The sequence below is a fragment of the Streptomyces sp. NPDC005706 genome, assembly GCF_040631045.1.
Classification (GTDB): domain Bacteria; phylum Actinomycetota; class Actinomycetes; order Streptomycetales; family Streptomycetaceae; genus Streptomyces.
Genome location: NZ_JBEXYS010000003.1, coordinates 368520 through 394354, shown reverse-complemented (window position 1 = coordinate 394354; position 25835 = coordinate 368520). Strand labels below are relative to the sequence as shown.

The window sequence follows — 25835 nt, the reverse complement described above, 5'->3', positions numbered from 1 at the left end:
GGCGTCAACAGTTTGTTGAAGCAGGTTCCGGGCCGCGGTGCCGCCTGGGCGCGACAGGACAGGTGTCGGCGGCGCCGCGGCCCGGAAGTCGGGGGCGGGTCAGACCTGGGCGCCGGAGAGGCGCTCCACGGCCCGCAGCAGGGCCGAGTGGTCCAGGCCGCCGTCGCCCTGGGCGCGCAGTGACGCGACCAGCTGGGCGACCACGGCGCCGACCGGCAGGGCGGCCCCGACGTTGCGGGCGGCGTCGGTGACGATGCCCATGTCCTTGTGGTGCAGGTCGATCCGGAAGCCCGGTGCGAAGTCGCGGCCGAGGAAGTTGTCCTTCTTGCGCGTCAGCACGGTGGAGCCGGCGAGGCCGCCGTTCAGGACGTCCAGCGCGGCCTTCAGGTCCACGCCGGACTTCTCCAGGAACACCACCGCCTCGGCGCAGGCCTGGATGTTCACGGCCACGATCAGCTGGTTGGCGGCCTTCACGGTCTGGCCCGAGCCGTGGGGGCCGCACAGCACGACGGTCCGGCCCAGCGCCTCGAAGAGGGGCCTGGCCCGGTCGAAGTCGGCCTGCTCGCCGCCGACCATGATCGACAGCACCGCCTCCACGGCACCGGCCTCACCGCCGGAGACCGGGGCGTCGAGGACACGGATGCCCTTGTCCGCCGCGGCCTTCGCGAGGTCGACGGAGGTCTGCGGGGTGATCGAGGACATGTCGATCAGCAGCGCGCCGGGCCTGGCGTTCGCCAGGATGCCGTCGGGGCCGTAGGCGATGGCCTCGACCTGCGGGGAGGCCGGCACCATCGTGATCACCACGTCGGCGTCCCGGACCGCCTCGGCGATCGAGCCGGCCGCGGAGCCGCCCGCGGCGGCAAGGCGGTCCAGCTTCTCCCGCTCCAGGGTGAAGCCGGTGACGTCGTAACCCGCCTTGACCAGGTTCTCGGACATGGGGGAGCCCATGATGCCGAGGCCGATCCAGGCGATCTTGGGAAGGTTGCTCATGAAAGGGTGCCTTTCGGTACGGGGGTCAGCGGGGCAGCCAGTCGAAGGCCTCGGCGCTCGGGCGGTCGCCCGGCTTGTACTCGAGGCCGACCCAGCCGTCGTAGCCCGCCTTCCGCAGCCGGTCGAGGAGGTCTTCGAGGGGCAGCGAGCCGGTGCCGGGCGCACCGCGCCCCGGGTTGTCGGCGATCTGCACATGGCCGGTCTTCGCGGTGTACCGCTCGATCACCGCCGGCAGGTCCTCGCCGTTCATGGCCAGGTGGTACAGGTCCATGAGGAACCTGGCGTTGCCGAGGCCGGTCGCCTCGTTCACCCGGTCGACGACCTCCACGGCGGCCGGTGCCGACACCAGCGGATACAGCGGCGACTCGGGCCTGTTCAGCGCCTCGATCAGCAGTACCGCGCCGATCCGGTCGGCCGCCCGGGCCGCGAGGACGAGGTTCTCCAGGGCGAGCGCGTCCTGCTCGGCCGGATCCACGCCCTCGACGCGGTTGCCGTACAGGGCGTTGAGCGCCGTGCAGCCCAGGGGCGCGGCGAAACCGGCGGCCACGTCGATGTTGGCGCGGAACCGCTCCGACTCCGCGCCGGGCACCGACAGGGCCCCGCGGTCCGGGCCCGGCAGCCGCCCGGCGTAGAGGTTCAGCCCCGTGAGCCGGACGCCCGCGTCCTCGATCGCCCGCTTCAGCGCGTCGAGCTCGGCCGGTTCCGGGGTGGGGGAGTCGATCCAGGGCCACCACAGCTCGACCGCCGTGAAGCCCGCCGCGGCGGCGGCCGCGGGGCGCTCCAGGAGCGGGAGTTCCGTGAAGAGGATCGACAGGTTGACGTTGAAGCGCTGGTCTGCGAATCCCACGGGGGCGGCGCTCCCTTCCTGTAATTCCGTAATGTGGAAGTTGGTTTCTGCTTAACGGAAGACTGCCTGGGGGTCTCGTGGATTGTCAAGGGGGTCGTACGCCGGTCCCCGGCCGGGCCTGCCCAGGAGCCGTGGCCGCGGGTTAGGTTGTGCGCGTGCGATTGAGAGTGGAGTTCACGACCGAACCCTTCGACCTCGAGGAGGCCCCGGCGCACGCCCTGGCGGCCCGCGCGGTCATCGAGGCGGCCGAGCTGGACGCGGTGGACGTCGGCCCCTTCGGCAACACGGCCGAGGGTGGTGCGGACAGCGTGCTGACGGCCGTGGACGCGCTGCTGCGCAAGTCCCTCCAGGCCGGCGCCACCCGGATCTCGCTGCAGGTCAACGTGGTCGGGGAGGACGGGAGGTGACCGGCGCCGGGGACGAGTCCTTCATCGCGGCCGTGAAGCCGCTGGTCGACGCCATGGGCGGGGAGCTGCTCCCGCCCGACGAGGCCGGCCCCGACGACGTCGTGCTCTCCTGGGAGGGCGCCGACGTGGTCGCAGTGCGCCTGCCTCAGCTCGCCGACTCCCTGGACCACATCCTCGCCGCCATGGAGCGCCGCAGGGGCATGCCCCTGGCCGATCTGGACCGCAAGGCCAAGCAGGAGGTCGTGCGCGTACTGGAGGCGCGCGGCGCCTTCTCCGTCCGGCACGGCGTGGAGACCGTGGCGGGCGCGCTCGGCGTGAGCCGCTTCACCGTCTACAACTACCTCAACCGCGAGAAGGAGGGCTGAGGGCCGCCCGGGATGTAACCCGGAATTTTCAACAAAGTGTTGACGCAGTGTTTCGGAAGGCGTTAGCTACTGGGCAGCCCGTTCCGCTCGAAGGCCGTTTCCGGCCACGGAGGCTGCCGTGACTACGACTTCCACGCCCCCGGGCCTGGCCCGGTTCAACGTCCTGGAGGAGCAGGCGGCCCTCGCCGCCCTCCACGAGGCGTGCGCCTCCACCGAGTGGGCCCGGCGGCTGCTGGCCGGCCGGCCGTACGCCACCTTGGCGGACCTCCACGCGGCCAGTGACGCCGCGACGGCCGGGCTGAGCGCCGCGGACCTGGCCGAGGCGATGGCCGGGCACCCGCCGATCGGCCGCCCCGCGCCGGGGGATCCGACCTCCGCGCGGGAGCAGCGCGGCATGGCCGGCGCCGCCGCCGAACTCAAGGCCGAGATGCTCGAACTCAACCTGGCCTACCAGGAGAGGTTCGGCCATGTCTTCCTCATCTGCGCCACCGGCCGCAGCGGGGAGCAGATGCGGGACGCGGCCAGGGAACGGCTCGGCAACCCCCCCGAGCGGGAGAGGGAGATCGTCCGCACCGAGCTCGGGAAGATCAACCGCATCCGGCTGGCCCGACTCGTCGAAGAGGACGCCTGACACCATGAGCACCAGCACCACCGCCTCCGTGTCCACACACATCCTGGACACCTCCGCCGGCCGCCCCGCCGAGGGCGTCGCCGTCCACCTCGCCGCCCGTCCGGGCCGGGACGCGGACTGGCGGTCGCTCGGCGGTTCCGCGACCGACGCCGACGGCCGGTGCAAGGACCTGCCGGCGCTGCCGGAGGGCACCACCCACGTACGGCTCGACTTCGCCGTGGAGCCGTACTTCGAGAAGAAGCAAGCCGATGCGCAGCAGGACGCCCCCGCGAATCGGGACAGCGGGCCCGCGGTGTTCTTCCCGGAGGTGGCGATCACGTTCGCCGTCGTGCCGGGCGAGCACTACCACGTACCGCTGCTGCTCAACCCGTTCGGCTACTCCGTTTACCGAGGGAGCTAGCTCATGCCCACCATCCTGGGACAGAACCAGTACGGCAAGGCCGAGAACCGGGTCGTAAAGATCACGCGGGACGGCGCCACGCACCACATCAAGGACCTGAACGTCTCCGTCGCCCTGAGCGGCGACATGGAGGAGGTCCACTACTCCGGCTCCAACGCCAACGTCCTGCCGACCGACACCACCAAGAACACGGTGTTCGCGTTCGCCAAGGAGCACGGCATCGAGTCCGCCGAGCAGTTCGGCATCCACCTCGCCCGCCACTTCGTCACCTCGCAGCCGGCCATCCACCGCGCCCGCATCCGCGTCGAGGAGTACGCCTGGGAGCGGATCGAGACCTCCGACGCCAACTCGAAGTTCATCGGCGCGGACGAGGTCAAGCACTCGTTCGTGCGCAAGGGCCAGGAGACCCGGCTGGCCCAGATCACCTATGACGGCTCGTCGTGGGAGGTCGTCTCGGGCCTGAAGGACCTGACGGTGATGAACTCGACCAACTCCGAGTTCTGGGGTTACGTCAAGGACAAGTACACCACCCTGAAGGAAGCGCACGACCGCATCCTGGCCACCTCGGTGTCCGGCCGCTGGCGCTTCAACTGGACCGACGACGAGCAGCGGATGCCCAACTGGGAGAAGTCCTACGAGCAGGTGCGCAAGCACATGCTCCAGGCCTTCGCCGAGACGTACTCCCTCTCGCTGCAGCAGACGCTGTACCAGATGGGCTCGCGCATCATCGAGAACCGCGCCGAGGTGGACGAGGTCCGCTTCTCGCTGCCCAACAGCCACCACTTCCTCGTGGACCTCGAGCCCTTCGGGCTGAAGAACGACAACGAGGTCTACTTCGCCGCCGACCGGCCCTACGGCCTGATCGAGGCGACCGTCCTGCGGGACGGCTGCGAGCCGCGCATCCCGGTGGACCTCACCAACCTCTAGCCGTTTCACCCACTCGGCACCCGTGACCGGGGAACCCATGTCCCCGGTCACGGCACTCAAATCCTCCAGGGTCCTGCCGTGCCCGACCATTTCAGTCCGCTGAGCGAAAAGGACGAATCATGGCAGCAGCCCAGCGCATCGTCATCGAGAACTGTTCGATCGCGACCGTCGACGCCGACGACACCGAGTACGCCTCCGGGTACCTGGTCATCGCCGGCAACCGCATCGAGGCGGTCGGCGCGGGCAAGGCCCCCGAGGGCCTGGAGAACGTCGTACGCCGTATCGACGCCACCGGGCACCTCGTCACCCCCGGCCTGGTCAACACCCACCACCACTTCTACCAGTGGATCACCCGGGGCCTGGCCACCGACCACAACCTCTTCAACTGGCTCGTCGCGCTGTACCCGACCTGGGCGCGCATCGACGAGCCGATGGTGTACGCGGCGGCCCGGGGATCGCTGGCGATGATGGCACGTGGCGGCGTCACCACGGCCATGGACCACCACTACGTGTACCCGCGCGGCTCCGGCGACCTGTCCGGCGCGATCATCCGGGCCGCCCGGGAGACGGGTGTCCGCTTCACCCTCGCCCGCGGTTCCATGGACCGCAGCGAGAAGGACGGCGGCCTGCCCCCGGACTTCGCCGTCGAGACCCTCGACGCAGCCCTCGCGGCCACCGAGGCGACCGTCAAGGAGCACCACGACTCCTCCTTCGACGCCATGACCCAGATCGCCGTCGCCCCCTGCTCGCCCTTCTCCGTCTCCACCGAACTGCTCAGGCAGGGCGCCGAGCTGGCGCGGAGCCTCGGGGTGCGGCTGCACACCCACGGCTCGGAGACCGTGGAGGAGGAGAAGTTCTGCCACGAGCTGTTCGGCATGGGCCCGACCGACTACTTCGAGTCCACCGGCTGGCTGGGCGAGGACGTGTGGATGGCGCACTGCGTCCACATGAACGACTCCGACATCGCCGCCTTCGCCCGCACCAGGACCGGTGTCGCCCACTGTCCCTCCTCCAACGCCCGGCTGGCCGCGGGCATCGCCCGGGTCCCCGACATGCTCGCGGCCGGTGTACCGGTCGGCCTCGGTGTGGACGGCACCGCCTCCAACGAGTCCGGCGAACTCCACACCGAGCTGCGCAACGCGCTGCTGATCAACCGCCTCGGCGCGCACAAGGAGGCCGCGCTGAACGCCCGGCAGGCGCTCAGGCTCGGCACCCACGGCGGCGCCTCGGTGCTCGGCCGGGCCGCCGAGACCGGCTCGCTGGAGGCGGGCAAGCTGGCCGACCTGGTGCTGTGGAAGCTGGACACCCTCGCCCACGCCTCCATCGCCGACCCGGTGACCGCCCTGGTCTTCGGCGCGGCGGCCCCGGTCACCGCCTCCTTCGTGAACGGCCGGCAGATCGTCGAGGACGGCCGGCTGCTGACTGTCGACGAGGACGCCATCGCCCGCTCCACGCGGGACGAGGCCCGGCGCCTGGCGCGCATCGCCGCCCAGGGCTGAGCCCCGGCACCACGACTCCGGCCGGGAGGGACGGCTCCCGGCCGGCAGCGGTGGACCCCAGCGGGGTCCGCAGCGGCCGGATCCGGGGCGCGCGTGAAGGCGCGCGCCCCGGAACGGTCTCCGTTCCGGGGACCCCAAGAGGGCCCCACCGGTCCCTCCCCCACTCTCGACTTCGCTCGAGCGGGAGGTGTCCCCACGCCCGTGCACCACCTCCCTGAAACCGCGTCAGAGCCGACGTGAACCACCGACCGGAGGAGCCGCCGTGACCGCCCACCCCGTCGACGCCGACGAGCAGTCCGTCCACCCCGTGGACGAGAAACTCCCCGCCCTGAAGATGGCGACCAGCGGCCTGCAGCACGTGGCCGCCATGTACGCGGGGGTCGTCGCCCCGCCCCTGATCGTCGGTGCGGCCGTAGGCCTGTCCGGCACCGAACTCACCTTCCTCACCGGAGCGTGCCTGTTCACCGCGGGCCTCGCGACCTTCCTGCAGACCCTCGGCATCTGGAAGATCGGCGCCCGGCTGCCCTTCGTCAACGGAGTCACCTTCGCCGGCGTCGCCCCCATGACGGCGATCGTCGCCTCCGCCGAGGACAAGTCCGACGCCCTGCCGATGATCTTCGGCGCGGTCATCGTCGCCGGACTCCTCGGCTTCCTCGCGGCCCCCGTCTTCTGCAAGGCGGTCCGCTACTTCCCGCCGGTCGTCACCGGTACGGTCATCACCCTGATCGGCGTCTCCCTGCTGCCGGTCGCCTTCAACTGGGCGCAGGGGCCGAACCCGGCCGCCCACGACTACGGTTCGGCCACCAACCTCACCCTGGCCGGCGTCACCCTGCTGCTCGTGCTGCTGCTGCGCCGCTTCACCCGCGGCTTCGTCAAGCAGATCGCGGTCCTGCTCGGCCTGATCGCGGGCACCCTGATCGCGATACCGTTCGGCGTCACCGACTTCGCTCCCGTGACGAAGGCCGCCGTGGTGGGCTTCCCTGCGCCGTTCCACTTCGGCGCCCCGCAGTTCCACATCGCCGCGATCCTGTCGATGTGCGTGGTGATGGTGGTGTCGATGACCGAGTCGACGGCGGACATGCTGGCCCTGGGCGAGATCGTCGAACGCCCCGCGGACGAGCGGACCATCGCGGCCGGCCTGCGCGCCGACACCCTCGGCTCGGCCCTCAGCCCGGTCTTCAACGGCTTCATGTGCAGCGCCTTCGCGCAGAACATCGGGCTGGTCGCCATGACGCGGATCCGCAGCCGCTTCGTGGTCGCCGTCGGCGGCGGCTTCCTGGTCCTGATGGGCCTGTGCCCGATGGCCGCCTCGCTCATCGCCGTCGTACCCCGCCCGGTCCTCGGCGGCGCCGGCGTGGTGCTGTTCGGCTCGGTCGCCGCCAGCGGCATCCAGACCCTGGTCCGGGCCGGCCTGGAGCGGGACAACAACGTCCTGATCGTGGCCGTGTCCCTCGCCGTCGGCATCATCCCGATCACGGCGCCGGAGTTCTACCACGCCTTCCCGGACACCGCGAAGATCGTCCTCGACTCCGGCATCTCCACCGGCTGTGTCACCGCGGTCCTCCTCAACCTCGTCTTCAACCACCTCGGCCGAAGCCGCGAGGCCGCCGACGTCACCCATCCGATGGAATCGGGTGAGGAACTGGCTCCCGCGCACTGAAGCGGACGCGGGCGGCGGGAGGCGGGGCGGGGCACGGTCCCGCCCCGCCTCCCCGCGGGTGCGACCGGGGGCGTCGTGGGTGAGAGTGGAGTCCGGTACGAGGAGGCGGGTGCGAGGAGGGAGTCCGATGGTGCGCAGGAACACCGGTGTCACCGTCCGGGCGGTGGACGCGGACGCCTGCCCGGTGCGTGAGGTGCTCGACCGGGTCGCCGGCAAGTGGAGTGTGCAGATCCTCGTGGCCGCCGCCGCGGGGCCCATCCGGTTCACCGAACTGGAACGCGGCGTCGAGGGCATCAGCCGCCGCATGCTGTCCCTGACCCTGCGCCACCTGGAGCGCGACGGACTGGTCACGCGCACCGTGCATCCGACGGTCCCGCCCAAGGTGGAGTACGAACTGACGCCCGCCGCCCGGGAGCTGCAGCCGACGCTGCGACGGCTGACGCACTGGGCCGAGCGCAGCCGGGCGTACATCGCCGAGGCCCGGGCGGCCTACGACGCCGAGCATCCGCCGGAGCTGCTCGACGCGTAGGGACCGTGGTCACAGGCCGAAGAGTCCCAGGTCCGTGGCCAGCTCCTCGAACACGTCCCGGGGGTCGGCGAGCAGCTTCCGCTTCTCCAGGTCGAGCATGCCGCCCACCGCGGTGACCTCGGCCGCCAGCGTGCCGTCGACCTTGCGTATCTCCTGCCGGATGCGGAAGGTCTTGCCGCCGCCCCACTCGAACTCGCAGCTCACGTCGGCCTCGTCCCCGGCGAGCAGCTCGCGGCGGAAGCGGATCGTCGTCTCCAGCGCCACCGGCCCCACACCCCGGGCGCGCAGGCGGGCCTGGCTCACCCCGGCGGCCTGGAGCAGCGACCAGCGGGCGTGCTCCGCGTAGTTGAGGTACACCGCCTGGTTGAGATGGCCCTGCACATCGGTCTCGTAACCGCGGACGGTCACACGGACGGAAAACGGTTCGGCCACGGCCGGCGCCCCTTCGTCGTTCGGATCCTCGACCCGTTGATCCTTACACGCGTCTCAGGCCCGCCGCGGTGACGCCAGCAGATAGCGCGCCCGCGTCCTGGGCTCCGTGTACGCGCCCGCCTGCCAGCCCGCCCGCTCCAGCGTCGCCGTGCACGCCAGCAGAGCCCGCTCGTCCGGCGCGTACACGGCTACCGCCTCCGGCTGCGGTGTCGCCCGTACCCGGTAGCCGTCGCCGTCCGGGCCCGCCGGGCGGTGCCCCGCCGCCTCCAGGGCGAGCGCGGCGGCCCGCACCAGATGCGTCCGCTCCCAGCCGCACGGGCGGTCGGTCGCGCCGCCCGGATTGGTCATCCGGCGCAGCTCCAGCAGCCCCTGCCAGGCGCTGTGCACCTCCCGCGGCCGGGTCGCCCCGGACACCGGCGGATCCTCCTCGCCGCCGACCCGCGCGGCGAACCCGCCGCCGGGGGACGCGGACTCCTCGGCGGCCGCCGGCGCCTCCGGCTCCGCCTCGCGTATCCGGTGCCCAGCCGGAGTGAGGAAGTGGTCGTGCGGCGGCCGCGGGTGCCGGAAGGCGAGTCCCCGCTCGACCAGCGCGTCCAGCTGCGCCCGCGTGCCGCGCAGCCGGCCGGTCACCGGATCGGCGGCCTCGATCAGCCGTCGCTGCGCGACGGTCGGTGGTCGTGTCACGGCGGGCCCCCTTTTCGATGCGCCGACGCCCGGGAGCCGCCGGACCGGCGGCTCGTTCCGAGCGTACGGCCGGGGTCCGACAACGGGCCCGGCCTCGGGGTCGCGGACCGGCCGAACCGGTCAGCCGGGCGCCCGGACGTTCCACCCCGCGATCACGGGCCGCCCGTGCTCGGTGCTCAGCCGGCCCAGCGCACCCGTCGCGAGCTGGAACAGCGCCCCTTGGTGCGGCGGCAGCCCGAGCCGGCGCGCGGTGAGGACCCGCAGGAAGTGGCCGTGGGCGACCAGCAGCACCACTCCCTCGGTGTTGGCGAGGGCGGCGTCCACCTTGGCGAGCATCCGGTCCGCCCGCTCCCCGACCTGCTCCGCGGTCTCCCCGGGACGCTCCGGCGGGCCCGGCGCGACCCCGTCCGTGAACAGGAACCAGCCGGGCCGCTCACGCTGGATCTGCACGGTGGTCACGCCCTCGTAGCCGCCGTAGTCCCACTCGAGCAGGTCGGCGTCGACCCGGGCGTCGTGGACGCCGATGAGCGTGGCGGTCTCCCGGGCCCGCTGCAGGGGGCTGACGAACGCGGCGCCGATACGGTGCGACCGGATCAGCGGCACCAGCCGGCGCGCCTCCTCCCGGCCGTGCTCGGTCAGGGGCACGTCGGTCCGGCCGGTGTGCCGCCCGGACCGGGACCACTCGGTCTCACCGTGCCGGACGAGAAAAAGGTCACCCACGTCAACGCCCTTCCCGCTGCCCCTCAGCGCATGCCCCAGCACGGTGTCACACCGCTCCGGCCGCCCGCAGAGCGGGTTGGGCCGGACGGCCGCCCACGCGCTCCGGTGCCACGCCGGAGCAGTGGCCGCGGCACCTGGCCGCCGGGTCGGCGCCGCCGGTAGGGGATGGCTACCCCTGCCGATACCCGCCGAGGAAGCGTCCGATCCGGCCGATCGCCGCCTCCAGGTCGTCGGCGTGCGGGAGGGTGAGGATGCGGAAGTGGTCGGGCGACGGCCAGTTGAAGCCGGTGCCCTGCACCACCTGGATCTTCTCGCGCAGCAGGAGGTCGAGGACGAACCTCTCGTCGTCGTGGATGCGGTGCACCTTAGGGTCCAGCCGCGGGAAGGCGTACAACGCGCCCTTGGGCTTCACGCAGGACACCCCGGGGATCTCGTTGAGCTTCTCCCAGGCCACGTTCCGCTGCTCGTGCAACCGCCCGCCGGGGGCGGTGAGTTCATGGATGGACTGGCGTCCGCCGAGCGCGGCCTGGATGGCGTACTGCGCGGGCGCGTTGGCGCACAGCCGCATGGAGGCCAGCATGGTCAGGCCCTCCAGATAGTCCTTCGCGTGCTGCCTGGGCCCGGTGACGACCAGCCAGCCGGAGCGGAAGCCCGCCACCCGGTACGTCTTCGACAGGCCGCAGAAGGTGAGGACCACCAGGTCGGGGGCGAGGGCTGCGGCGGAGTGGTGGACGGCGTCGTCGTAGAGGATCTGGTCGTAGATCTCGTCGGCGAGCACCATCAGGCCGTGGCGGCGGGCCAGGTCGAGGATGCCCTCCACCACCTCCTTCGGATAGACCGCGCCGGTGGGGTTGTTCGGGTTGATGATCACCACGGCCTTGGTGCGGTCGGTGATCTTCGACTCCAGGTCGGCCAGGTCCGGGTTCCAGTCGGCCCGCTCGTCGCAGAGGTAGTGCACCGCCTTGCCGCCCGCCAGCGTCGTCACCGCCGTCCAGAGGGGGAAGTCCGGGGCGGGGACGAGGATTTCGTCGCCGTCCTCGATCAGCGCCTGCACGGCCATGGAGACCAGTTCGGAGACGCCGTTGCCGAGGAACACGTCGTCGACGTCCACCGCGAGACCCAGGGTCTGGTAGCGCTGGGCCACCGCCCGGCGGGCGGACAGGACGCCGCGCGAGTCCGTGTAGCCGTGCGCCCGGGGCAGCATCCGGATCATGTCCTGGAGGATCTCCTCGGGCGCCTCGAAGCCGAAGAGCGCCGGGTTGCCCGTGTTCAGGCGCAGCACGCTGTGGCCCGCCTCCTCCAGCGCGTCCGCGTGCTCGATCACCGGGCCGCGGATCTCGTAACAGACCTCGCTGAGCTTGTTCGACTGCCGGAACTCCATGCGCCCCTCCGGAAACTCGTGTTGCTTGGTTTTACCAAGTGGGAGCTTGGAAAGTCCAACAACCCGTCTAGACTGCGCCGCATGTCACCTCGCCGAAGCTACGACCAGTACTGCTCCGCAGCCCGCGCCCTCGACCTCGTGGGCGACCGCTGGACCCTGCTGATCGTCCGGGAACTGCTGGCCGGCCCGCGCCGCTACACGGACCTGCACGCGGACCTCCCCGGCGTGAGCACGGACGTACTCGCCTCCCGGCTGAAGGACATGGAGCGCGACGGACTCACCACCCGGCGGCGGCTGCCCCCGCCGGGCGCCGCGTTCGTCTACGAACTCAGCGACCGAGGGCGTGCGTTGCTGCCCGTGCTGCAGGCGCTGGGCAAGTGGGGCGAGGGTGAACTGGGGGAGCGGCGCCCGACGGACGCCGTCCGCGCGCACTGGTTCGCGCTGCCCCTGCTGCGGGCCGTCCAGGGCGAGGGCGTCGTCGAAGTCCGCCTGGAGGAGGGCGAGTTCCACCTCAACGTGGGCGCCGGTGACGGACCGGCGTACGGGGACGGGCCCGCGCCCGGCGCGGTGGACGCGCGGCTGGTGCTGGACTCCGCCACGTGCGTGGCCGTCTGCCGTGGGGAGCTGTCGCCGGCGGACGCCGTCCGGGCCGGCCGGATCACCGTGACCGGCGACGGCACGCTCGCCAAGGCGCTGAGGGAGGGCTGACGGCCGCGGAAACACCGAAGGCCCGCCTGGGCGGCGGGCCTTCGGCTGTGGGTCAGACGGACGGGGGTACCCGGGACGGCCGTCCCGAGCCGCGTGTGAGCGCGTAGCCGCCGATGCCCGCCAGCGCGGCCAGGATGCCGCCGATCGCGGTCCACACCCAGCGGTCGGACCACCAGCCGGAGGACCAGCCGTCGTCCGGCTCGATGCTCGACAGCACCGCCGACTTCGAACCGTCCTTCTCCGCCTCGGACGTGACGGCGATCCCGGGGACCAGCGGCTTCGTCAGCGAGCCGTCCACGGCAGCCGCTCCGCCGATGTCCTTGGAGTCGACGCGGATCTCGGTGCTCACCGGCTGCCCGAGGTCGGCCGAGGCCAGGTCCACCACGGTCAGCCGGACGTAGTACGTGCCCGGCAGCGGGTCGTTGGCCCATGGCTCCGACCAGGCGCGCACCGTGCGCAGCACACAGGCCAGTTCGACCGAGGACGTCCCCTGGCCGGCGGTGCGGGTCGCCGCGCCGTACTGGCAGGACTGGCGGCGGCGCAGACCGTCGTACACGTCGAGCTGCCAGGTCTGCGCGCCGTGCGTCTCGGGCAGCTTCACCGTCGCCGCGACGGTCGGCCGCTGTTCGGCGTCCGCCGGGAACGACCAGTACAGGTAGTCACCGGTGGAGCCGGACGCGGTGGCCCGCTGCCCCTGTTCGATCTCCGTCGCGGTACGGAACGAGGTGCCCGCCCGGGTGGGTGCCTTGCCGTCGTCCGAGGCGCTCGGCGACGGCGTGGCGTCGGCGGCCGCCGGACCGGCGGCCAGCCCGAGCGCCAGCAGCGCGGCGCCCAGCACACGTGTGATACGCATCAGTTCGTCCTCCAGACCGCGACCCGCCAGCGCGACAGCCAGCCCCACAGCAGACCGGCGATGAACCCGGCCAGCACCAGGGCGCCGAGCAGCCACCAGCCGCGGCCGAGGCCGAACGCGGCCACGTCGGCCGCGTGCGACGGCCCGTCCACCACGTCCACGGTCAGCTCCAGCGGCAGACCCGGGGACGTCTTGACGCCCGCGGCGGCCGAGAAGGAGTTGGTGACCTGGAGACACACGGTCTCCGCGGTCGCCTCGTCGTCGTCGCTCTCCGGCCTCGGATACCGCAGGCCCGTGGAGATCGCGTCGGTGCGGCCGTCGTCCGCCGCCTCACCGCGCACGATCTCCCGGCCGTGCAGCGTCACCGCCCGCAGCAGGACCCCGTAGTCGGGGTTGACGGCCCGGTCGTCGGCCACGCTGACCGAGGCGCGCAGCTCCTGGCCGGGGTTCACGTCGACCTTGTACCAGCGCTGCTGCCCGAACTCCTCGCGATCGGTGTAGAGCCCGGACTTCAGGGCCGGCGCCTTGGCGCACTCCGTGGCGCCCTCGGTGGCCACCGGCGTCACCACAGGATCGGCCGCCCGGTCGACCAACTGACCCACTCGGTCGCTCAGTTCCTCCTTGTGCTGGACGGAGGTGTAGGTGCCGCCGGTCGCGTCCGCGATGCAGCTGAGCTGGTCGCGGGTCTTGGCGTCCGGCACCAGGCCGAGGGTGTCGATGGTCAGCCCGATGCCCTTGGCGGCTATCTCGCGGGCCACCTCGCACGGGTCGAGCGGCTGGCAGGTGTCCTCGCCGTCGCTGATCAGCACGATACGGCGGGTGCCGTCACCGCCGTTCAGGTCGTCGGCCGCCTTCAGCAGCGCGGGGCCGATCGGCGTCCAGCCGGTCGGGGCCAGCGTGGCCACCGCGGTCTTCGCGTCGGTCCGGTCCAGCGGGCCGACCGGGTAGAGCTGCGCGGTGTCCTTGCAGCCGGTCCTGCGGTCGTTGCCGTGGTAGTTGGCACCGAGCGTGCGTATGCCGAGCTCGACCTCCTCCGGCGTCGCGTCGAGCACCTCGTTGAACGCCTGCTTCGCCGCGGCCATCCGGGTGCCGCCGTCGATGTCCCGCGTCCGCATGGAACCGCTGACGTCCAGCACCAGTTCCACCTTGGGGGCGGCCTGTTCCGTCTCGTCGGCGGCGGCCCCGGCGGGGAACGCGAGCCCGGCCGTCAGGGCGGCGAGGAGAGCGCAGACTCCCGCCGCCAGCCGTTGTCTTCTGATCATCGGCGGATCTTATTGATCTCAGGCGCCGGGCTCCAAAACGAGCGGGTTCGGCAGCGCGGTCCACTGGTCACCCGGGGTCTCCGGGGACAGCCGCATCAGCGTCAGCGCCTTGGCGGGCAGCGGGGCTTCGCGCAGCGCGGCCAGGTCGGCCGTGTCCGGCAGCGCGGGCACGGCCGCCGCCAGCGCCGCCCCGAGCGCCGGTCCCGAGCCCGCCGTACCGGCGAGCGCGCCGGCCACCAGGGAGCCGAACAGCTTGCGGCGCAGGGCCGTTTCGTCGTCCGTGACCAGGCGGCCGGTCAGCGCGGGCGGGGCGATGCCGTGCCGGGCCAGCCGGGCGGGGCTGATCCGGATGTCGGCGAGGTCCCGGTAGACCAGCCGCACCGGTGTGCCGTCCGCCGACAGGATCACCAGGAGGTTCTGGCCGTGCGCCTCCAGGGCCACTCCGAGGTCCAGCAGCCGCAAGCCCACCGTGAGCGCCAGCCGGGCGAAGTCCGCCAGCCAGGCGGGGGACTCGGGCAGGCCGGTGCAGGGCAGCGCCGCCACCGGCAGTACCCGCTCGCCGGGGCCCGCGTGGACGGCGGGCGACTCCCGCAGCAGCGCGGCCAGATCGGGGGAGTGCGCGGTGACCGCGCCGAGCGTGCGGGTGATGTGCAGCAGGCCCCCGGTGCGGCCGGCCAGGTCCGTCGCGAACGCCGACAGGGCCGCCGCCACCTCGACCGAGTACCCGGAGATGTCCCGCACCGACGAGGTCAGCCGGGCGCTCAGCGCGGTCTTGACGTGCGGACCGCCGGGCAGGGCCAGCGTCCGCAGGGACAGCAGCGGACGCGCGGCCCGCCAGGGGTCGTACGGCCGCTTGAGTACATGGTCCGCCTGCCAGGGGTGCACCGGCAGCAACAGCCGCCCTCCGTCCCGCAGTTCCTCCGGCCACTCGCCCGACAGCAGGCACTGCTCCGCCGGCACCGGTACCGTCCCCAGCTCCACCACCGGGCGATGCTCCGGTGCGTAGGCGAGCTGGTCGGCCACCGAGAAACCGGGCCGGGAACGGCAGTTGGGATGGTAGGGATGCCCGTCGGTCACCCGCTGCTCCCACTCCCAGTCCCGTTCCGGCCGGTCCGCCGAGCGGTCCGCGCCGGCCCGTGAGAGGGCCAGCGAAGCCGCGCTGTGGGCCAGTTCGCCCGCGAAACCGGAGGCGTGCGGCACCGCGAGGTCGCTCATCAGCCGCGCCGGGTCGTCGTAGCGCTCCCGGCCCAGGCGCACGGACGTGACGTACCCGCCGGTCGCGTACGGGTCCGCGGGCGGCCCCTCGAGGTGCCGGCCGTCGGCGAGCCGCAGCGCCAGGCCGTCGGCCCCGCCTGCGCGGCCGGAGATCCACGGCAGCGGCTCGTACGCCAGGGCCCGCCACAGCCGGGTCAGCACCGCCGCGCGGGCACCGGGCAGCGCGGCCCGGTACCGGGGCAGCAGGCCGGGCCGGACGGCGGCCAGCTCCTCGGCGATCCCGGCCTCCGCGGTGGCTGAGTCGTACACATTCGGCTCCTCGGGAAAGGGCAGCTCGGGGCACGATTGTCGGATACGGCAGAGATACTGATCGCGACCGGCCCCCGGACCCGTAACGGCGGACCGGCGCGACCGGCCCCCGACGACGGACGAATGGATCGCGTGGACCTCAAGCCTCCCAGTGACGCCGCAGGACGGCGCGCCGACGCGTACGCGTCCGCGCCCCTGCTGAACTGCCTGCTGCGGGAGGTCGCCGAGCCGCTGCCGGCCGACGGGCGACACCGGGTCCACCGGCTGCCCGGCACCGGCCGGCTGCTGCGCGTGCGGGCCGGCCGCCGGCCCGCCGATCCGGAGGTGCGCGCGGCCGGGGCCTGGCACCGCCTCGGCCACACCGAACTGGTCAAACTGGTCGCCGAGGAGCTGCGCCGGCACACCGGGCAGCCGGGCGACGACCTGCCCGCCGAGATGATCGACAGCCGGGAGGCCGTCGCCGCCCTGCTCACCGCCCGCGCCCGGGCGGCGGCGCCCGCGGACCCGTATCTGCGCTCCGAGCAGTCCCTGATCACCGGCCACCCCTGCCATCCCGCCCCGAAGGCCCGCGGCGGCGGCCCGGCCGCCACCTGGCTGCCGTACGCGCCCGAGGCGCACGCCCGCTTCCCGCTCGCCCTGCTCGGGGTGCGTGCGGACCAGGTGGCCGAGGAGGGCGACACCAGCGCCCTGGACGCCCTCGGTACCGCCCCGCCCGGCTACCGGCTGCTGCCGGCCCACCCCTGGCAGCTCGACCTCGTCGCCCGCGACCTGGAACCCGCCCTCGCCGACGGCCGGCTGATCAGGCTCGGCACCACCGCCTTCGACACCTGGCCCACGGCGGCGATCCGCACGGTGTACGAGCCCCGGCGCGACCTGTTCCTGAAGTTCAGCCTGGATGTGCGCATCACCAACGACATCCGCCGGCTGTGGCGCCACGACCTGCTGGCCCTGCGCCGCACCGGCACCGCCGTGGAACGCGCGTTCGCCGCGATGGGTCCGCCCGCCGCCTGGCTGCCCGACCGCGGCTACCGCACCGCCGCGTTCGCCTTCGAGGAACTGGCCGTACTGGTGCGGGGCGGGCTGCGCGGCGACCTCCTGCCCGCCGCCACCCCGCTGCTCGCCGCCGCCCTGGCCGAGGGCTTCGAGGGCAGCCCCCTGGCCGCCACCACCGACCCCCAGGCCTGGTGGGAGGCGTATCTGCGGCAGGTCGTGCCGCCCGCCCTGACGGCCTTCGCCGATCACGGCGTCGTCCTGGAGGCGCATCTGCAGAACACCCTGGTCGCCGTGGACCCGGCGGGCCTGCCCGTGCAGGCGCTGTTCCGGGACGCCGAGGGCGTCAAACTGCTCCCGGACGTCTCCCGGGCCGCCGGCTGGGAGCGGCTGGTGTACTGCCTGGTCGTCAACCACCTCACCGAGATCGCCGCGGCCCTCGCCGAACACCACCCCGGACTCGACCCCTGGCCGGCCGCCCGCCGCGAACTCGCCCGCCACGACCTGCCCGAGATCCCCGACCTGCTCGCCTCGCCCACCCTCCCGGGCAAGACCAACCTGCTGCTGCGCTGGACCGGCGCGGACGGCGCCGCCGCCCGCTACCTGCCCCTGCCGAACCCACTGGCCGGCCGCTGACCCGATCCGCCCCGGCCGGCGCCGCACCGCGCGATGTGACCGCTGTCCCGGCAGGCGTCCGGGCGGCGCAGCGGGGGGAGCCGCTCCGCCGCCCGGTGTCCTCGCGCGAGTCGGGGGATCAGTGCGGAGAAGGCAGGTCGTGGAGGGCCGCGACCTTCTCGGCGTTGTCGGCCGCGAGACGCACAAGGCGCTCGTATTCGGCTCGGGTGAGGGCGACGTCGGACGTGTGGATCTCACCGTGGTAGGCGCCGCTGGCCGGCCCGCCGGCGGGAACCGAGGAACCGGTGGCGGTGCACGACAGGTCGGTCGACTCGCCCGGCTTGATCAGTACGGCGCCCGAGCAGCGCGGGCCGACGGTCACCGGCTTTCCGTCCCGGTCGATGACCCACACGTAGTTCACCTGCACGGCCTTGGACGCCTCGGGGGCCGTGGAGGCGCCGAGGTAGGTGACGGTCACCCGAGCGGTGAAGGTACAGGCTGTCGGGGCGCACTTGCCCTCGTAGTCGTGCAGGATCTGGGGGGTCACGTCGATCTGGTCGTTCACCGCCCGGCGCGTCATGGTCAGCTTCGACCGGAAGTCGCGCGAGAACCCGTCGACCGCCTTCCGTGGCAGCGCCTCGATGTCGGCCACGAGCGTGCTGCCGGAGAAGCTGACGCGGTCGACGAACCGGGCGCCGCCCTCAACCCTCCTGCCCAGGCAGACGGTCATGCCGTCGGCGTGGACAGGGGTGCAGGTGTGATCGCCCACGGTGACAGGGGCTCCGACGGTGATCTTCTGTTCGGGGACGTCCTCGAACAGCAACGTCTTCGCCAGTGCCGGAGGCGCCAGAGCCGTGCCCAGGTCCTTGCGGAAGAACACGCCCGGCGCCACCAGTCGCGGCTGTTCCGCGAGCACCTGCGACTTCTTCTCCATGCCGAACGACCGCCACGCCTCGGTGCTGCCGCGCAGGAACGACTTGCCGTCGACGCCCACGTAGTCCAGTGCGGGATCGTCCGGCATCGTCAGCGTGCCGAGGGCGTCCCCGGGGTTGTCCACGGTCAGGTCCAGCCGGGCCTTGCCCTGCCCCTTGACCTTGATGGTGCCCGTGTAGTGGAGCGCCGGCGCGCCCCGCAGCAGGGCCGCGGAGCGGGCGAGTTCATCGCGGATGGACGAACCGGAGCCCTCCCGGCCGTCGCCGGGTCCGAGGATCCACACGAGCACGCCGGCGACGACTGCGAGGAGGGCGACCAGCGCGATGAGCGCGGCACGCCGCCGCGAGCGCCGCGGTGCCGGTCGCTGACGGTCGGTGTTCTCCCGTGTGTCGTCGTTCTCTCCCGCAACGGGAGGCGGCGGGTTTTCCGGCGGGACGGACCGCGCGGTGTCATCGGCCATGTTCCCTCACTCCGATTTCCCGCTGCGCGGCGTGAGACAGGTGACGGGAACGATCGTGGGATACGTGTACGACCTCTCCGCCACGACCTTGCCGTCGATGGTGATACGGCAGGTGGTGGTGCCCTTGCCCGCGATGTCCGCGCGGTCGGGAATGGCCCCGGTCTCGCAGGAGTCGCCCCCGGTCGCCCGTCCGACGCAGCCGGTCCCGTTGGCCGACAGGTGAACCCACGGGTCCTTGCCGTTCACGGTGAGCGTGACCTTCCACGGCGACGCCGCCGACAGATCCCCCTTGCCCTTCCCGCCGATCGTGGTCATTCCCTTCGGCCCCGAAGCCGTACCGAAGTAGTTGATCACCATCGGCCGGCCGTAGTCGGAGGTGGCCTCCAGTACGACGGTGTGGCGCTCGGCCGGCTTCGTGTCCTCGGCGCTGTCGCCCTTGTCGCCGCCGCACGCGGTCAGCGCGAGCGCTCCGCCCAGCACGGGGACCACGACGCGTCCGGCGACTTCTCGTAATCGGCGCCGAGGCCGCCGAACGATATTCACTTTGACGTTGCCCATGAGCCGACAGTAGTGGCGTGACTACAGCGCTGCCATGCGTCTGCCGTGCAACCCGGCGGTCGATCACAGGATGTGCACCGGGTCTTCACGCGGGTTTGCGGCGAATTGCGTCCGACTCGGCGAGCCAGTAGATCATCGCGTCCGTCGAGTCGACGGCGTTCTGCCGCGCGGTCGTCGCGGCCCGGGCCGTCTCGGAACCGGGCCGCGTGGCGAGTTCACGGCATGCGGTGACCAACTGCCGGTGACGGGCCAGCAGGCGCGACCACATCCACTGCCCGGTCGGGTCGGGCACGGTGAAGTACGTGCCGGCTCGCTTCGTCGCCCGGGCCAGCCCGTCGCACCCGGTGCCCAACTGCCCCATCGCCGTGGCGAACTCCGCGTCGGAGGCGGACTCCCGCGCGGCCTTGAACGCACGGGTGATGTCACGCTCCGCCGACCTGAACGCGTAGACGCGGTCCAGGCCGCCGACCGCCGCCCACGCCTGGCCCTCGAGCCGGGCCAGGGACGCCGAGGGTGCCGGCGTCGACTGATCCAGCATCAGCTCCGCCGACCGGGAGGGGCGCGAGGGCGAGCCCGACGCCTGGACGGCGAACAGCGTCGTACCGATCCCGGCGGCCACGGCCGCGACGGTCGCCACCCGGGCACCGTGCTGCCACACCCGGCTGCGGGGCCGTCGTGACGGGGGCCGCCCCGTCGACCGCAGCCCGGCCCGGCCGAGCCGCCGCCCGAGCAGCCCGGCGGCACGGCCCGCGAAGGCGGCCGTACCGGCCAGCAGGATTCCCGGGCTCAGCACGTACGGCAGTTCTGTCCGCACCAGTGGTCCAGCCGCGTGCGGCCGCCAACCGCACGTGCTCGTCATGGTGTCGAGCGGACCGAGGCAGCCGTCCGTGGCCATCAGCAGGAAGGCGCCCCCGGCCCCCAGCAGCGCGGTGATCCCCGCCGCGACCAGCCCTGCCGGCAGCCATGCCGTGTCCGTGACGGCGGCGACGACGGCCGCCGTCACGGCCATCGCACCGCAGATCACCAGGACGGGCCACATCAGGTGGGCGAGCTGGAACGGGCCCGTCATGCGTACGGCCGCCGGGTCCGGCGTGTGCAGGTGGGCCAGCGCCATGGCCAGCCCGGCCCAGCAGACGAGCCCGCCGGCCAGCCCCGCGGCCAGGAGCCGGCCCGGTCCGCGGCGGTTCCCGGCGAGCGGCGTGACCGTCTCCAGCAGCGTTTCGGCGAGACGTTCGGGAGGGCGTGACGGCGGGCGGATCGCCGACGCGAGCAGCGGGAGCGCCCAGAGCGGCACACCGGCCCACCAGAAACTCTCCGCGGAGGCGTCGGTGCCGGGAAGGACGCCCACCACCGCGGCGACCCTCAGCAGCGGGCCGATGTGCACCGGCGGAAGCCCCGGCAGGCCGTACGAGCCGAGGAGCCCGGCCGTCGTGTACGGCCACCCGTCGGTGAGGGCCTGGCCCTCGACGTACCACCAGTACAGCACGGAGGCGAGCGCGAGCGAGGGCGCCGCCAGGCCCGCCGACAGGCCCGGGCCCAGTGAGCGGCCGCGCCAGGACCTGAGCCACCACTCGGCGTTCTGCGCGGTCCAGGCCATCACCAGGACCAGCGCCGCCACCAGGATCAGAAGTGCCTCGGGATGCGCCGGCAGCCAGTGGTTGTAGGCCGCTCCCGGGCCGGTCAGCTCGCCCGCCACAAGGCCGGCGCCGAGCCACAGGCCGACGGGTGCTCCCGACGGGGCCGGCCGCCGGGTGAGGAGGGCGTACACCACCGCGCGCCACAGCGCGACACCTCCGATGCCCACGACGAGCCCGGCGATGAGCACCGCCTTCGCGGGGAGGGCGGCACCGGGCAGGCTTCCGAGGTGCCAGACGAGGACGTCGGCGGCGAGGCCGGTGAGGAACAGGGGCAGGCGCTCCAGTGCGAACAGTGCCCTCGGGTCGGTCAGCGACGCCCGGCGCAGCGCCCAGGACGGGTGGGTCCGCCACAGTTCGAGGAACGCGGTGAGCAGTCTCGACCACACGCCCGAGGGCTGCCGGGCGGCGACCTCCCACGGCTCCCGGCTCGCGCCCCAGCGCGCCGCCATGAGGTCGGCGTAGATCTCACGACTGCGCAGGATCCCGGCACGGATGAGGTAGACCGCCAGCACGATCAGGCCGCCGAGGACCAGGTCGTGCGTGTTGAACGGGGCGAACGTGCCACGGGCGTCCGCGGTTCCGGCGAAGAAGAGGATGTCCAGGCACACCGCCGTCCAGGGAAGCAGGACCAGGACGAGGAACACCCGCCACAGGGCGATGGTGGCGTAGGTGACACCGACGTCCCCGTTGCGCAGGTGCGCGAGTTCGTGCAGCACCACGGCACGGAACCGGTCGCGCTGCTTGTCGCTCGTCGCGACCAGACCGCCGTCCAGACGGATCGTGGGACCGCGCCGGCGGCCGAACGCGACGGCACCGGCCGTGGACGCCGCCGCCGGGTCGACGACGAAACGGGGTGGACGGGTGAGGCCGGCGACGGCCACCAGTTCGTCGAGCAGCGGCCGCAGCCCGCCGTGTACGTCCATCGCCTCCAGGGACACGACCTTGGAGCGCCGCGTCCGCCACACCGGGATCAGCCAGTACACCGCGACGGCCACGGCGAGGGCCAGCGCGCCCAGGCCGAGCGACACCCCGTCGAAGTCCTGCCGGTACTGGGCCGCGCACTCCTTGAACGCGGTCGCGTTCCGGGTGTACTGGACGTATCCCGCGTTCAGGGACGCGCCGGGATCGATCCCCGCGGCCAGCCAGCAGCCCGTCTCCTTGTCGGCCTTCTCGGACGACGCGAGGAGGTGCCGGACGACCCTGGGGACCATGTTGGCGCCGGCCGCCGCCAACAACAGCAGGAGCAGGACGAAACGCAGGGTCGTACCGGCCGCGAGGACCCGCTCGTCGAGCCGTGCCTGGGCAGGACGCTCCCCGGTCCCGGAGACGGTGCCGGCGGCTAAGCCGGCCATCACGCCGCCCCATCGGCGGGGTCGGCCGGGTCGGCGGGGGCCGCCGGCTCGTCGGTATCGGCGTCCTCCGGCCGGGCCAGCACCAGCCTGGCCACCACCGCGTCGGCGACGGTCGTCGCGCGCTCCTCCTCCAGGCCGCGCTCCGCGGCCACTTCCAGTACCGACTCCCGCACCGTGGCCAGCTGTTCACGGGTCAGCGGCGGGACCGTGACGGCCTCGGCGGGCCTGCGCAACAGGGTGCGCAGCGCGGCCCTCACTCTGCCGGCCGCGCCGTCCAGCGCGGCGCCCACGATCCGCTGGGCCGCCTGGTCCACCGCCAGCCACACCACGGGCGTCACCAGTGCGGTGACCTCACCGAGTCCAAAACCCAGCGGCTCGCGCCGGCCACGTCCACCGAGGCGCCGCACCACCGTGGCGTCGTCGAACCCGACCAGCCCCGCCATCAGCGGCAGTTCGTCGGGAGCCACCTCGGTGACCACGCCGAGCACCACATCGCGTACTCGTGTCCCGCCCGCGTCCACGGTCCGGCCGCCCGACCCGGTCGCTTCGGCACCCATGTCGCTCCCCCGTGATCAGTTCCGGCACGCGAAGGCCGACTGCCGCACCGGCTCTCACCCTGGCCGAACGGGCCCTGCCGGGCAAGACCTCGGAGGGCGCTTCGTAGGTTTTTGAGTGGTTCTGTCGTCACCTGATGGTGTGAGTGCGGGCGCGAAGAAGGGACGCCGTGCGGCGCCTCCTCCAGTTGTCACGCTTGGTTACTATGCTCACCTGTGCCGGAGGCCGGAAGCGGGGAGAGATGCTGAGAGAAGTCGCTGCGACCCGTTATGTCGCCCCCCTGCACTCCGGTGGCTCCGTCCCCGGTGTCGTCGAGGCCGACGACCTCGGCACGTACGTCGTGAAGTTCACCGGCTCCGCGCAGGGACACAAGGCGCTGGTCGCCGAGGTGATCGTCGGGGAACTCGCGCGGGCGCTGGGTCTGCGCTTCCCCGAACTGGTCCTCGTCCACTTCGACCCGGTGATCGCCTCCGAAGAGCCCCACCAGGAGGTCCGGGAGCTGCACGGTGCCAGCGCGGGCGTCAACCTCGGCATGGACCACCTGCCGGGCGCCGCCGACTTCACACCGGAGATCGCCAGGTCCTTCGCCGTGGACCCGCTGGAGGCGGGCCGGATCGTCTGGCTGGACGCGCTGACCGTCAACGTGGACCGGACGGTGCACAGCTCCAACCTGATGGTGTGGCCCACCCTCGGCGTCGTGCCGCCGCGCCTGTGGCTCATCGACCACGGCGCCGCCCTCGTCTTCCACCACCGCTGGGACACCACCATGCCGGGCAAGCGGTACGACTTCCGTCACCATGCCCTCGGCCAGTACGGCCCCGACGTCCGGGCCGCCGACGCGGAGCTGGCGCCGCGGGTGACCGAGGAGCTGCTGCGCGGGATCGTCGCCGAGGTGCCGGACGCCTGGCTGGCCGAGGACGCGGGCTTCGCGGCCCCCGACGACGTCCGGGCCGCCTATGTCGACTACCTGATGCAGCGGGTGCGGCTGTCGGCCGACTGGCTGCCGACCGACTTCCCGAGCCGGGCGGAACTGGCCGCCGAGGACACCGCCCGCGCGGCGAGGAGGCAGCAGGGCCGCCCCGACTGGCTCAAGCACGTGCCCGACCTGCACGGCAGGCCGGGAGTGGCGCAGGACGGGGCGGCGCACTTCGGCTGACCGGTGGCCCCGGCAAGTCGCCGGGGCCACCGGGGCGGCCGGATCCCGTCAGCCCGTCAGCCCGTCAGCCCGTCAGCCCGTCAGCCGCTCGTACGCCGGCAGGGTCAGGAAGTCGGCGTAGTCCTCGTCGAGGGAGACCTGGAGCAGCAGGTCGTGCGCCTGCTGCCAGTGGCCGGCCGCGAAGGCCTCCTCGCCGATCTCCGCGCGGATGGCGGCCAGTTCCTCCGCGGCGACCTTGCGGGCCAGCTCCGGGGTGGCCTTCTCGCCGTTCTCGAACTCGACGCCCGCGTTGATCCACTGCCAGATCTGCGAGCGGGAGATCTCCGCGGTGGCCGCGTCCTCCATCAGGTTGAAGATGGCGACCGCGCCGAGCCCGCGCAGCCAGGCCTCGATGTAACGGATGCCGACCTGGACGGCGTTGACGAGACCGGGGTACGTCGGCCTGGCGTCCAGCGAGTCGACGGCGATCAGGTCGGCCGCCTCGACGTGGACGTCCTCGCGCAGCCGGTCCTTCTGGTTCGGCCTGTCGCCGAGCACCTTGTCGAAGGACTCCATGGCGATCGGGACCAGGTCGGGGTGGGCGACCCAGGAGCCGTCGAAACCGTCGCCGGCCTCGCGGTCCTTGTCCGCCTTGACCTTCTCGAAGGCGACCTTGTTGACCTCCTCGTCGCGCCGGGACGGGATGAACGCGGCCATGCCGCCGATCGCGTGCGCGCCGCGCTTGTGGCAGGTTCGGACGAGGAGTTCGGTGTACGCCCGCATGAACGGCGCGGTCATCGTCACCGCGTTGCGGTCCGGCAGGACGAACTTCGGGCCGCCGTCGCGGAAGTTCTTCACGATGGAGAACAGGTAGTCCCAGCGGCCGGCGTTCAGCCCGGAGGCGTGGTCGCGCAGTTCGTAGAGGATCTCCTCCATCTCGTACGCCGCCGTGATCGTCTCGATCAGGACCGTGGCGCGAACGCTGCCCTGCGGGACACCCACGTACTCCTGCGCGAAGACGAACACGTCGTTCCACAGACGTGCTTCGAGGTGCGACTCGGTCTTCGGCAGGTAGAAGTACGGGCCCTTGCCCAGGTCCAGCAGCCGCTGGGCGTTGTGGAAGAAGTACAGGCCGAAGTCGACCAGAGCGCCGGGCACCGGCCTGCCCTCGGCGTCGACGAGGTGACGTTCGTTCAGGTGCCAGCCGCGCGGGCGCATGACGACCGTGGCCAGTTCCCCGTCGGGGCGCAGGGCGTAGGACTTGCCGGACCCGGGGTCCGTGAAGTCGATGTTCCGGGTGTAGGCGTCGACCAGGTTGACCTGGCCGAGGACCACGTTCTCCCAGGTGGGCGCGGAGGCGTCCTCGAAGTCGGCGAGCCAGACCTTCGCGCCCGAGTTGAGCGCGTTGATGGTCATCTTCCGGTCGGTGGGGCCGGTGATCTCCACGCGCCGGTCGTTCAGCGCGGCCGGGGCCGGGGCGACCTTCCAGGAGTCGTCCGCGCGGACGGCCGCCGTCTCCGGGAGGAAGTCCAGGGTCGAGGTGCGGGCGATCTCGGCGCGGCGCTCCGCGCGGCTGGCGAGGAGTTCGTCACGGCGCGGGGTGAACCGCCGGTGCAGCTCCGCCACGAAGGCGAGCGCCGCCTCGGTGAGGACCTCCTCCTGCCGGGGCAGGGGCTCGGCGTCGACGATGGCCAGCGGAGACGGCGCTGGTGCGGACATGAGCTGTCACTTCCTTCAGCGGTGGCACCGGGTGCCAAGTGGCACGAAATGGACGATTCGCG

The 25835-nt window shown here is 72.6% G+C and carries 25 protein-coding genes; 11 read left to right on the top strand and 14 right to left on the bottom strand.

What is annotated here, in order from left to right; genetic code table 11:
* Positions 1-99 precede the first annotated feature (99 nt).
* Both ABZ478_RS08315 and ABZ478_RS08310 read right to left on the bottom strand, forming a co-directional pair.
* Entirely contained in the window at positions 100-990 is an 891-nt protein-coding gene (locus ABZ478_RS08315) for a 2-hydroxy-3-oxopropionate reductase (protein WP_359546470.1), read from the bottom strand.
* Between the two features lie 25 nt (positions 991-1015).
* Positions 1016-1837 carry a TIM barrel protein gene (locus ABZ478_RS08310; protein WP_359546468.1) on the bottom strand — a complete coding sequence of 274 codons (822 nt, stop codon included), beginning with the start codon at positions 1835-1837 and terminating at the stop codon, positions 1016-1018.
* Between the two features lie 155 nt (positions 1838-1992).
* Between ABZ478_RS08310 and ABZ478_RS08305 the strand changes: the two genes are divergently transcribed.
* The 8 genes from ABZ478_RS08305 to ABZ478_RS08270 all read left to right on the top strand — a co-directional run bounded on the left by ABZ478_RS08305 (position 1993) and on the right by ABZ478_RS08270 (position 8255).
* Complete coding sequence (locus tag ABZ478_RS08305) at positions 1993-2244, top strand: hypothetical protein (protein WP_359546466.1); 252 nt, start codon at positions 1993-1995, stop codon at positions 2242-2244.
* On the top strand, positions 2241-2609 hold the full coding sequence (locus ABZ478_RS08300) for a helix-turn-helix domain-containing protein (RefSeq protein WP_359546464.1): 369 nt from the start codon (positions 2241-2243) through the stop codon (positions 2607-2609). Before ABZ478_RS08305 ends, ABZ478_RS08300 begins: the two co-directional genes overlap by 4 nt.
* A 118-nt stretch (positions 2610-2727) precedes the next feature.
* Positions 2728-3240: a 2-oxo-4-hydroxy-4-carboxy-5-ureidoimidazoline decarboxylase gene (gene uraD, locus ABZ478_RS08295; RefSeq protein WP_359546463.1), complete on the top strand. Its 513-nt coding sequence runs from the start codon at positions 2728-2730 to the stop codon at positions 3238-3240.
* Between the two features lie 4 nt (positions 3241-3244).
* Positions 3245-3640 carry a hydroxyisourate hydrolase gene (gene uraH / locus ABZ478_RS08290; protein WP_359546461.1) on the top strand — a complete coding sequence of 132 codons (396 nt, stop codon included), beginning with the start codon at positions 3245-3247 and terminating at the stop codon, positions 3638-3640.
* 3 nt (positions 3641-3643) lie between these two features.
* Positions 3644-4567, top strand: a complete 924-nt coding sequence (pucL, locus tag ABZ478_RS08285; protein WP_358936159.1) for a factor-independent urate hydroxylase — start codon at positions 3644-3646, stop codon at positions 4565-4567.
* Positions 4568-4686: 119 nt separating this feature from the next.
* Complete coding sequence (locus ABZ478_RS08280; protein ID WP_359546459.1) at positions 4687-6066, top strand: 8-oxoguanine deaminase; 1380 nt, start codon at positions 4687-4689, stop codon at positions 6064-6066.
* Between the two features lie 262 nt (positions 6067-6328).
* A complete protein-coding gene (locus tag ABZ478_RS08275) occupies positions 6329-7726 on the top strand; it encodes a nucleobase:cation symporter-2 family protein (RefSeq protein WP_359546457.1) in 1398 nt (465 codons plus the stop codon).
* A 127-nt stretch (positions 7727-7853) separates the two neighbouring features.
* The gene (locus tag ABZ478_RS08270) at positions 7854-8255 is read left to right on the top strand and encodes a helix-turn-helix domain-containing protein (protein ID WP_359546456.1); all 402 of its coding nucleotides are present in this window, start codon (positions 7854-7856) and stop codon (positions 8253-8255) included.
* A gap of 9 nt (positions 8256-8264) precedes the next feature.
* On the opposite strand, the gene ABZ478_RS08265 is transcribed toward ABZ478_RS08270, so the two are convergent.
* The 4 genes from ABZ478_RS08265 to ABZ478_RS08250 form a co-directional block, all read right to left on the bottom strand.
* On the bottom strand, positions 8265-8687 hold the full coding sequence (locus tag ABZ478_RS08265; protein WP_359546454.1) for an acyl-CoA thioesterase: 423 nt from the start codon (positions 8685-8687) through the stop codon (positions 8265-8267).
* Positions 8688-8741: 54 nt separating this feature from the next.
* Positions 8742-9371, bottom strand: a complete 630-nt coding sequence (locus ABZ478_RS08260) for a hypothetical protein (protein ID WP_359546452.1) — start codon at positions 9369-9371, stop codon at positions 8742-8744.
* Between the two features lie 120 nt (positions 9372-9491).
* On the bottom strand, positions 9492-10091 hold the full coding sequence (locus ABZ478_RS08255) for a histidine phosphatase family protein (RefSeq protein WP_359546451.1): 600 nt from the start codon (positions 10089-10091) through the stop codon (positions 9492-9494).
* 169 nt (positions 10092-10260) lie between these two features.
* The gene (locus ABZ478_RS08250; protein ID WP_359546449.1) at positions 10261-11472 is read right to left on the bottom strand and encodes a pyridoxal phosphate-dependent aminotransferase; all 1212 of its coding nucleotides are present in this window, start codon (positions 11470-11472) and stop codon (positions 10261-10263) included.
* Between the two features lie 81 nt (positions 11473-11553).
* Here ABZ478_RS08250 and ABZ478_RS08245 point away from each other — a divergent pair, with 81 nt between their 5' ends.
* Entirely contained in the window at positions 11554-12180 is a 627-nt protein-coding gene (locus ABZ478_RS08245) for a helix-turn-helix domain-containing protein (protein ID WP_359546447.1), read from the top strand.
* Positions 12181-12232: 52 nt separating this feature from the next.
* Here ABZ478_RS08245 and ABZ478_RS08240 read toward each other — a convergent pair whose 3' ends face one another.
* Genes ABZ478_RS08240 through ABZ478_RS08230 form a run of 3 tightly spaced genes read right to left on the bottom strand, consistent with a single transcriptional unit; the run spans position 12233 to position 15819 of the window.
* Entirely contained in the window at positions 12233-13033 is an 801-nt protein-coding gene (locus ABZ478_RS08240; RefSeq protein WP_359546445.1) for a hypothetical protein, read from the bottom strand.
* Positions 13033-14295, bottom strand: coding sequence for a VWA domain-containing protein (locus ABZ478_RS08235; RefSeq protein WP_359546443.1), 1263 nt, complete (start codon positions 14293-14295; stop codon positions 13033-13035). The genes ABZ478_RS08240 and ABZ478_RS08235 overlap by 1 nt, the downstream gene beginning before the upstream one ends.
* Positions 14296-14313: 18 nt before the next feature.
* Positions 14314-15819 (bottom strand): IucA/IucC family protein, encoded by a 1506-nt coding sequence (locus ABZ478_RS08230; RefSeq protein WP_359546441.1) that lies wholly within the window; start codon positions 15817-15819, stop codon positions 14314-14316.
* Positions 15820-15942: 123 nt separating this feature from the next.
* Here ABZ478_RS08230 and ABZ478_RS08225 point away from each other — a divergent pair, with 123 nt between their 5' ends.
* Complete coding sequence (locus ABZ478_RS08225) at positions 15943-17445, top strand: IucA/IucC family protein (RefSeq protein ID WP_359546439.1); 1503 nt, start codon at positions 15943-15945, stop codon at positions 17443-17445.
* Between the two features lie 118 nt (positions 17446-17563).
* On the opposite strand, the gene ABZ478_RS08220 is transcribed toward ABZ478_RS08225, so the two are convergent.
* The 4 genes from ABZ478_RS08220 to ABZ478_RS08205 all read right to left on the bottom strand — a co-directional run bounded on the left by ABZ478_RS08220 (position 17564) and on the right by ABZ478_RS08205 (position 22921).
* Positions 17564-18817: a hypothetical protein gene (locus ABZ478_RS08220; RefSeq protein WP_359546437.1), complete on the bottom strand. Its 1254-nt coding sequence runs from the start codon at positions 18815-18817 to the stop codon at positions 17564-17566.
* Between the two features lie 6 nt (positions 18818-18823).
* On the bottom strand, positions 18824-19375 hold the full coding sequence (locus ABZ478_RS08215) for a hypothetical protein (protein WP_359546436.1): 552 nt from the start codon (positions 19373-19375) through the stop codon (positions 18824-18826).
* A gap of 85 nt (positions 19376-19460) precedes the next feature.
* Positions 19461-22364, bottom strand: coding sequence for a M48 family metalloprotease (locus ABZ478_RS08210; protein WP_359546434.1), 2904 nt, complete (start codon positions 22362-22364; stop codon positions 19461-19463).
* On the bottom strand, positions 22364-22921 hold the full coding sequence (locus ABZ478_RS08205; RefSeq protein ID WP_359546433.1) for a hypothetical protein: 558 nt from the start codon (positions 22919-22921) through the stop codon (positions 22364-22366). The genes ABZ478_RS08210 and ABZ478_RS08205 overlap by 1 nt, the downstream gene beginning before the upstream one ends.
* A gap of 239 nt (positions 22922-23160) precedes the next feature.
* Between ABZ478_RS08205 and ABZ478_RS08200 the strand changes: the two genes are divergently transcribed.
* The gene (locus ABZ478_RS08200) at positions 23161-24075 is read left to right on the top strand and encodes a HipA family kinase (protein ID WP_359546431.1); all 915 of its coding nucleotides are present in this window, start codon (positions 23161-23163) and stop codon (positions 24073-24075) included.
* 72 nt (positions 24076-24147) lie between these two features.
* Here ABZ478_RS08200 and aceB read toward each other — a convergent pair whose 3' ends face one another.
* Positions 24148-25773: a malate synthase A gene (gene aceB, locus ABZ478_RS08195; RefSeq protein ID WP_359546429.1), complete on the bottom strand. Its 1626-nt coding sequence runs from the start codon at positions 25771-25773 to the stop codon at positions 24148-24150.
* Positions 25774-25835: the final 62 nt, after the last annotated feature.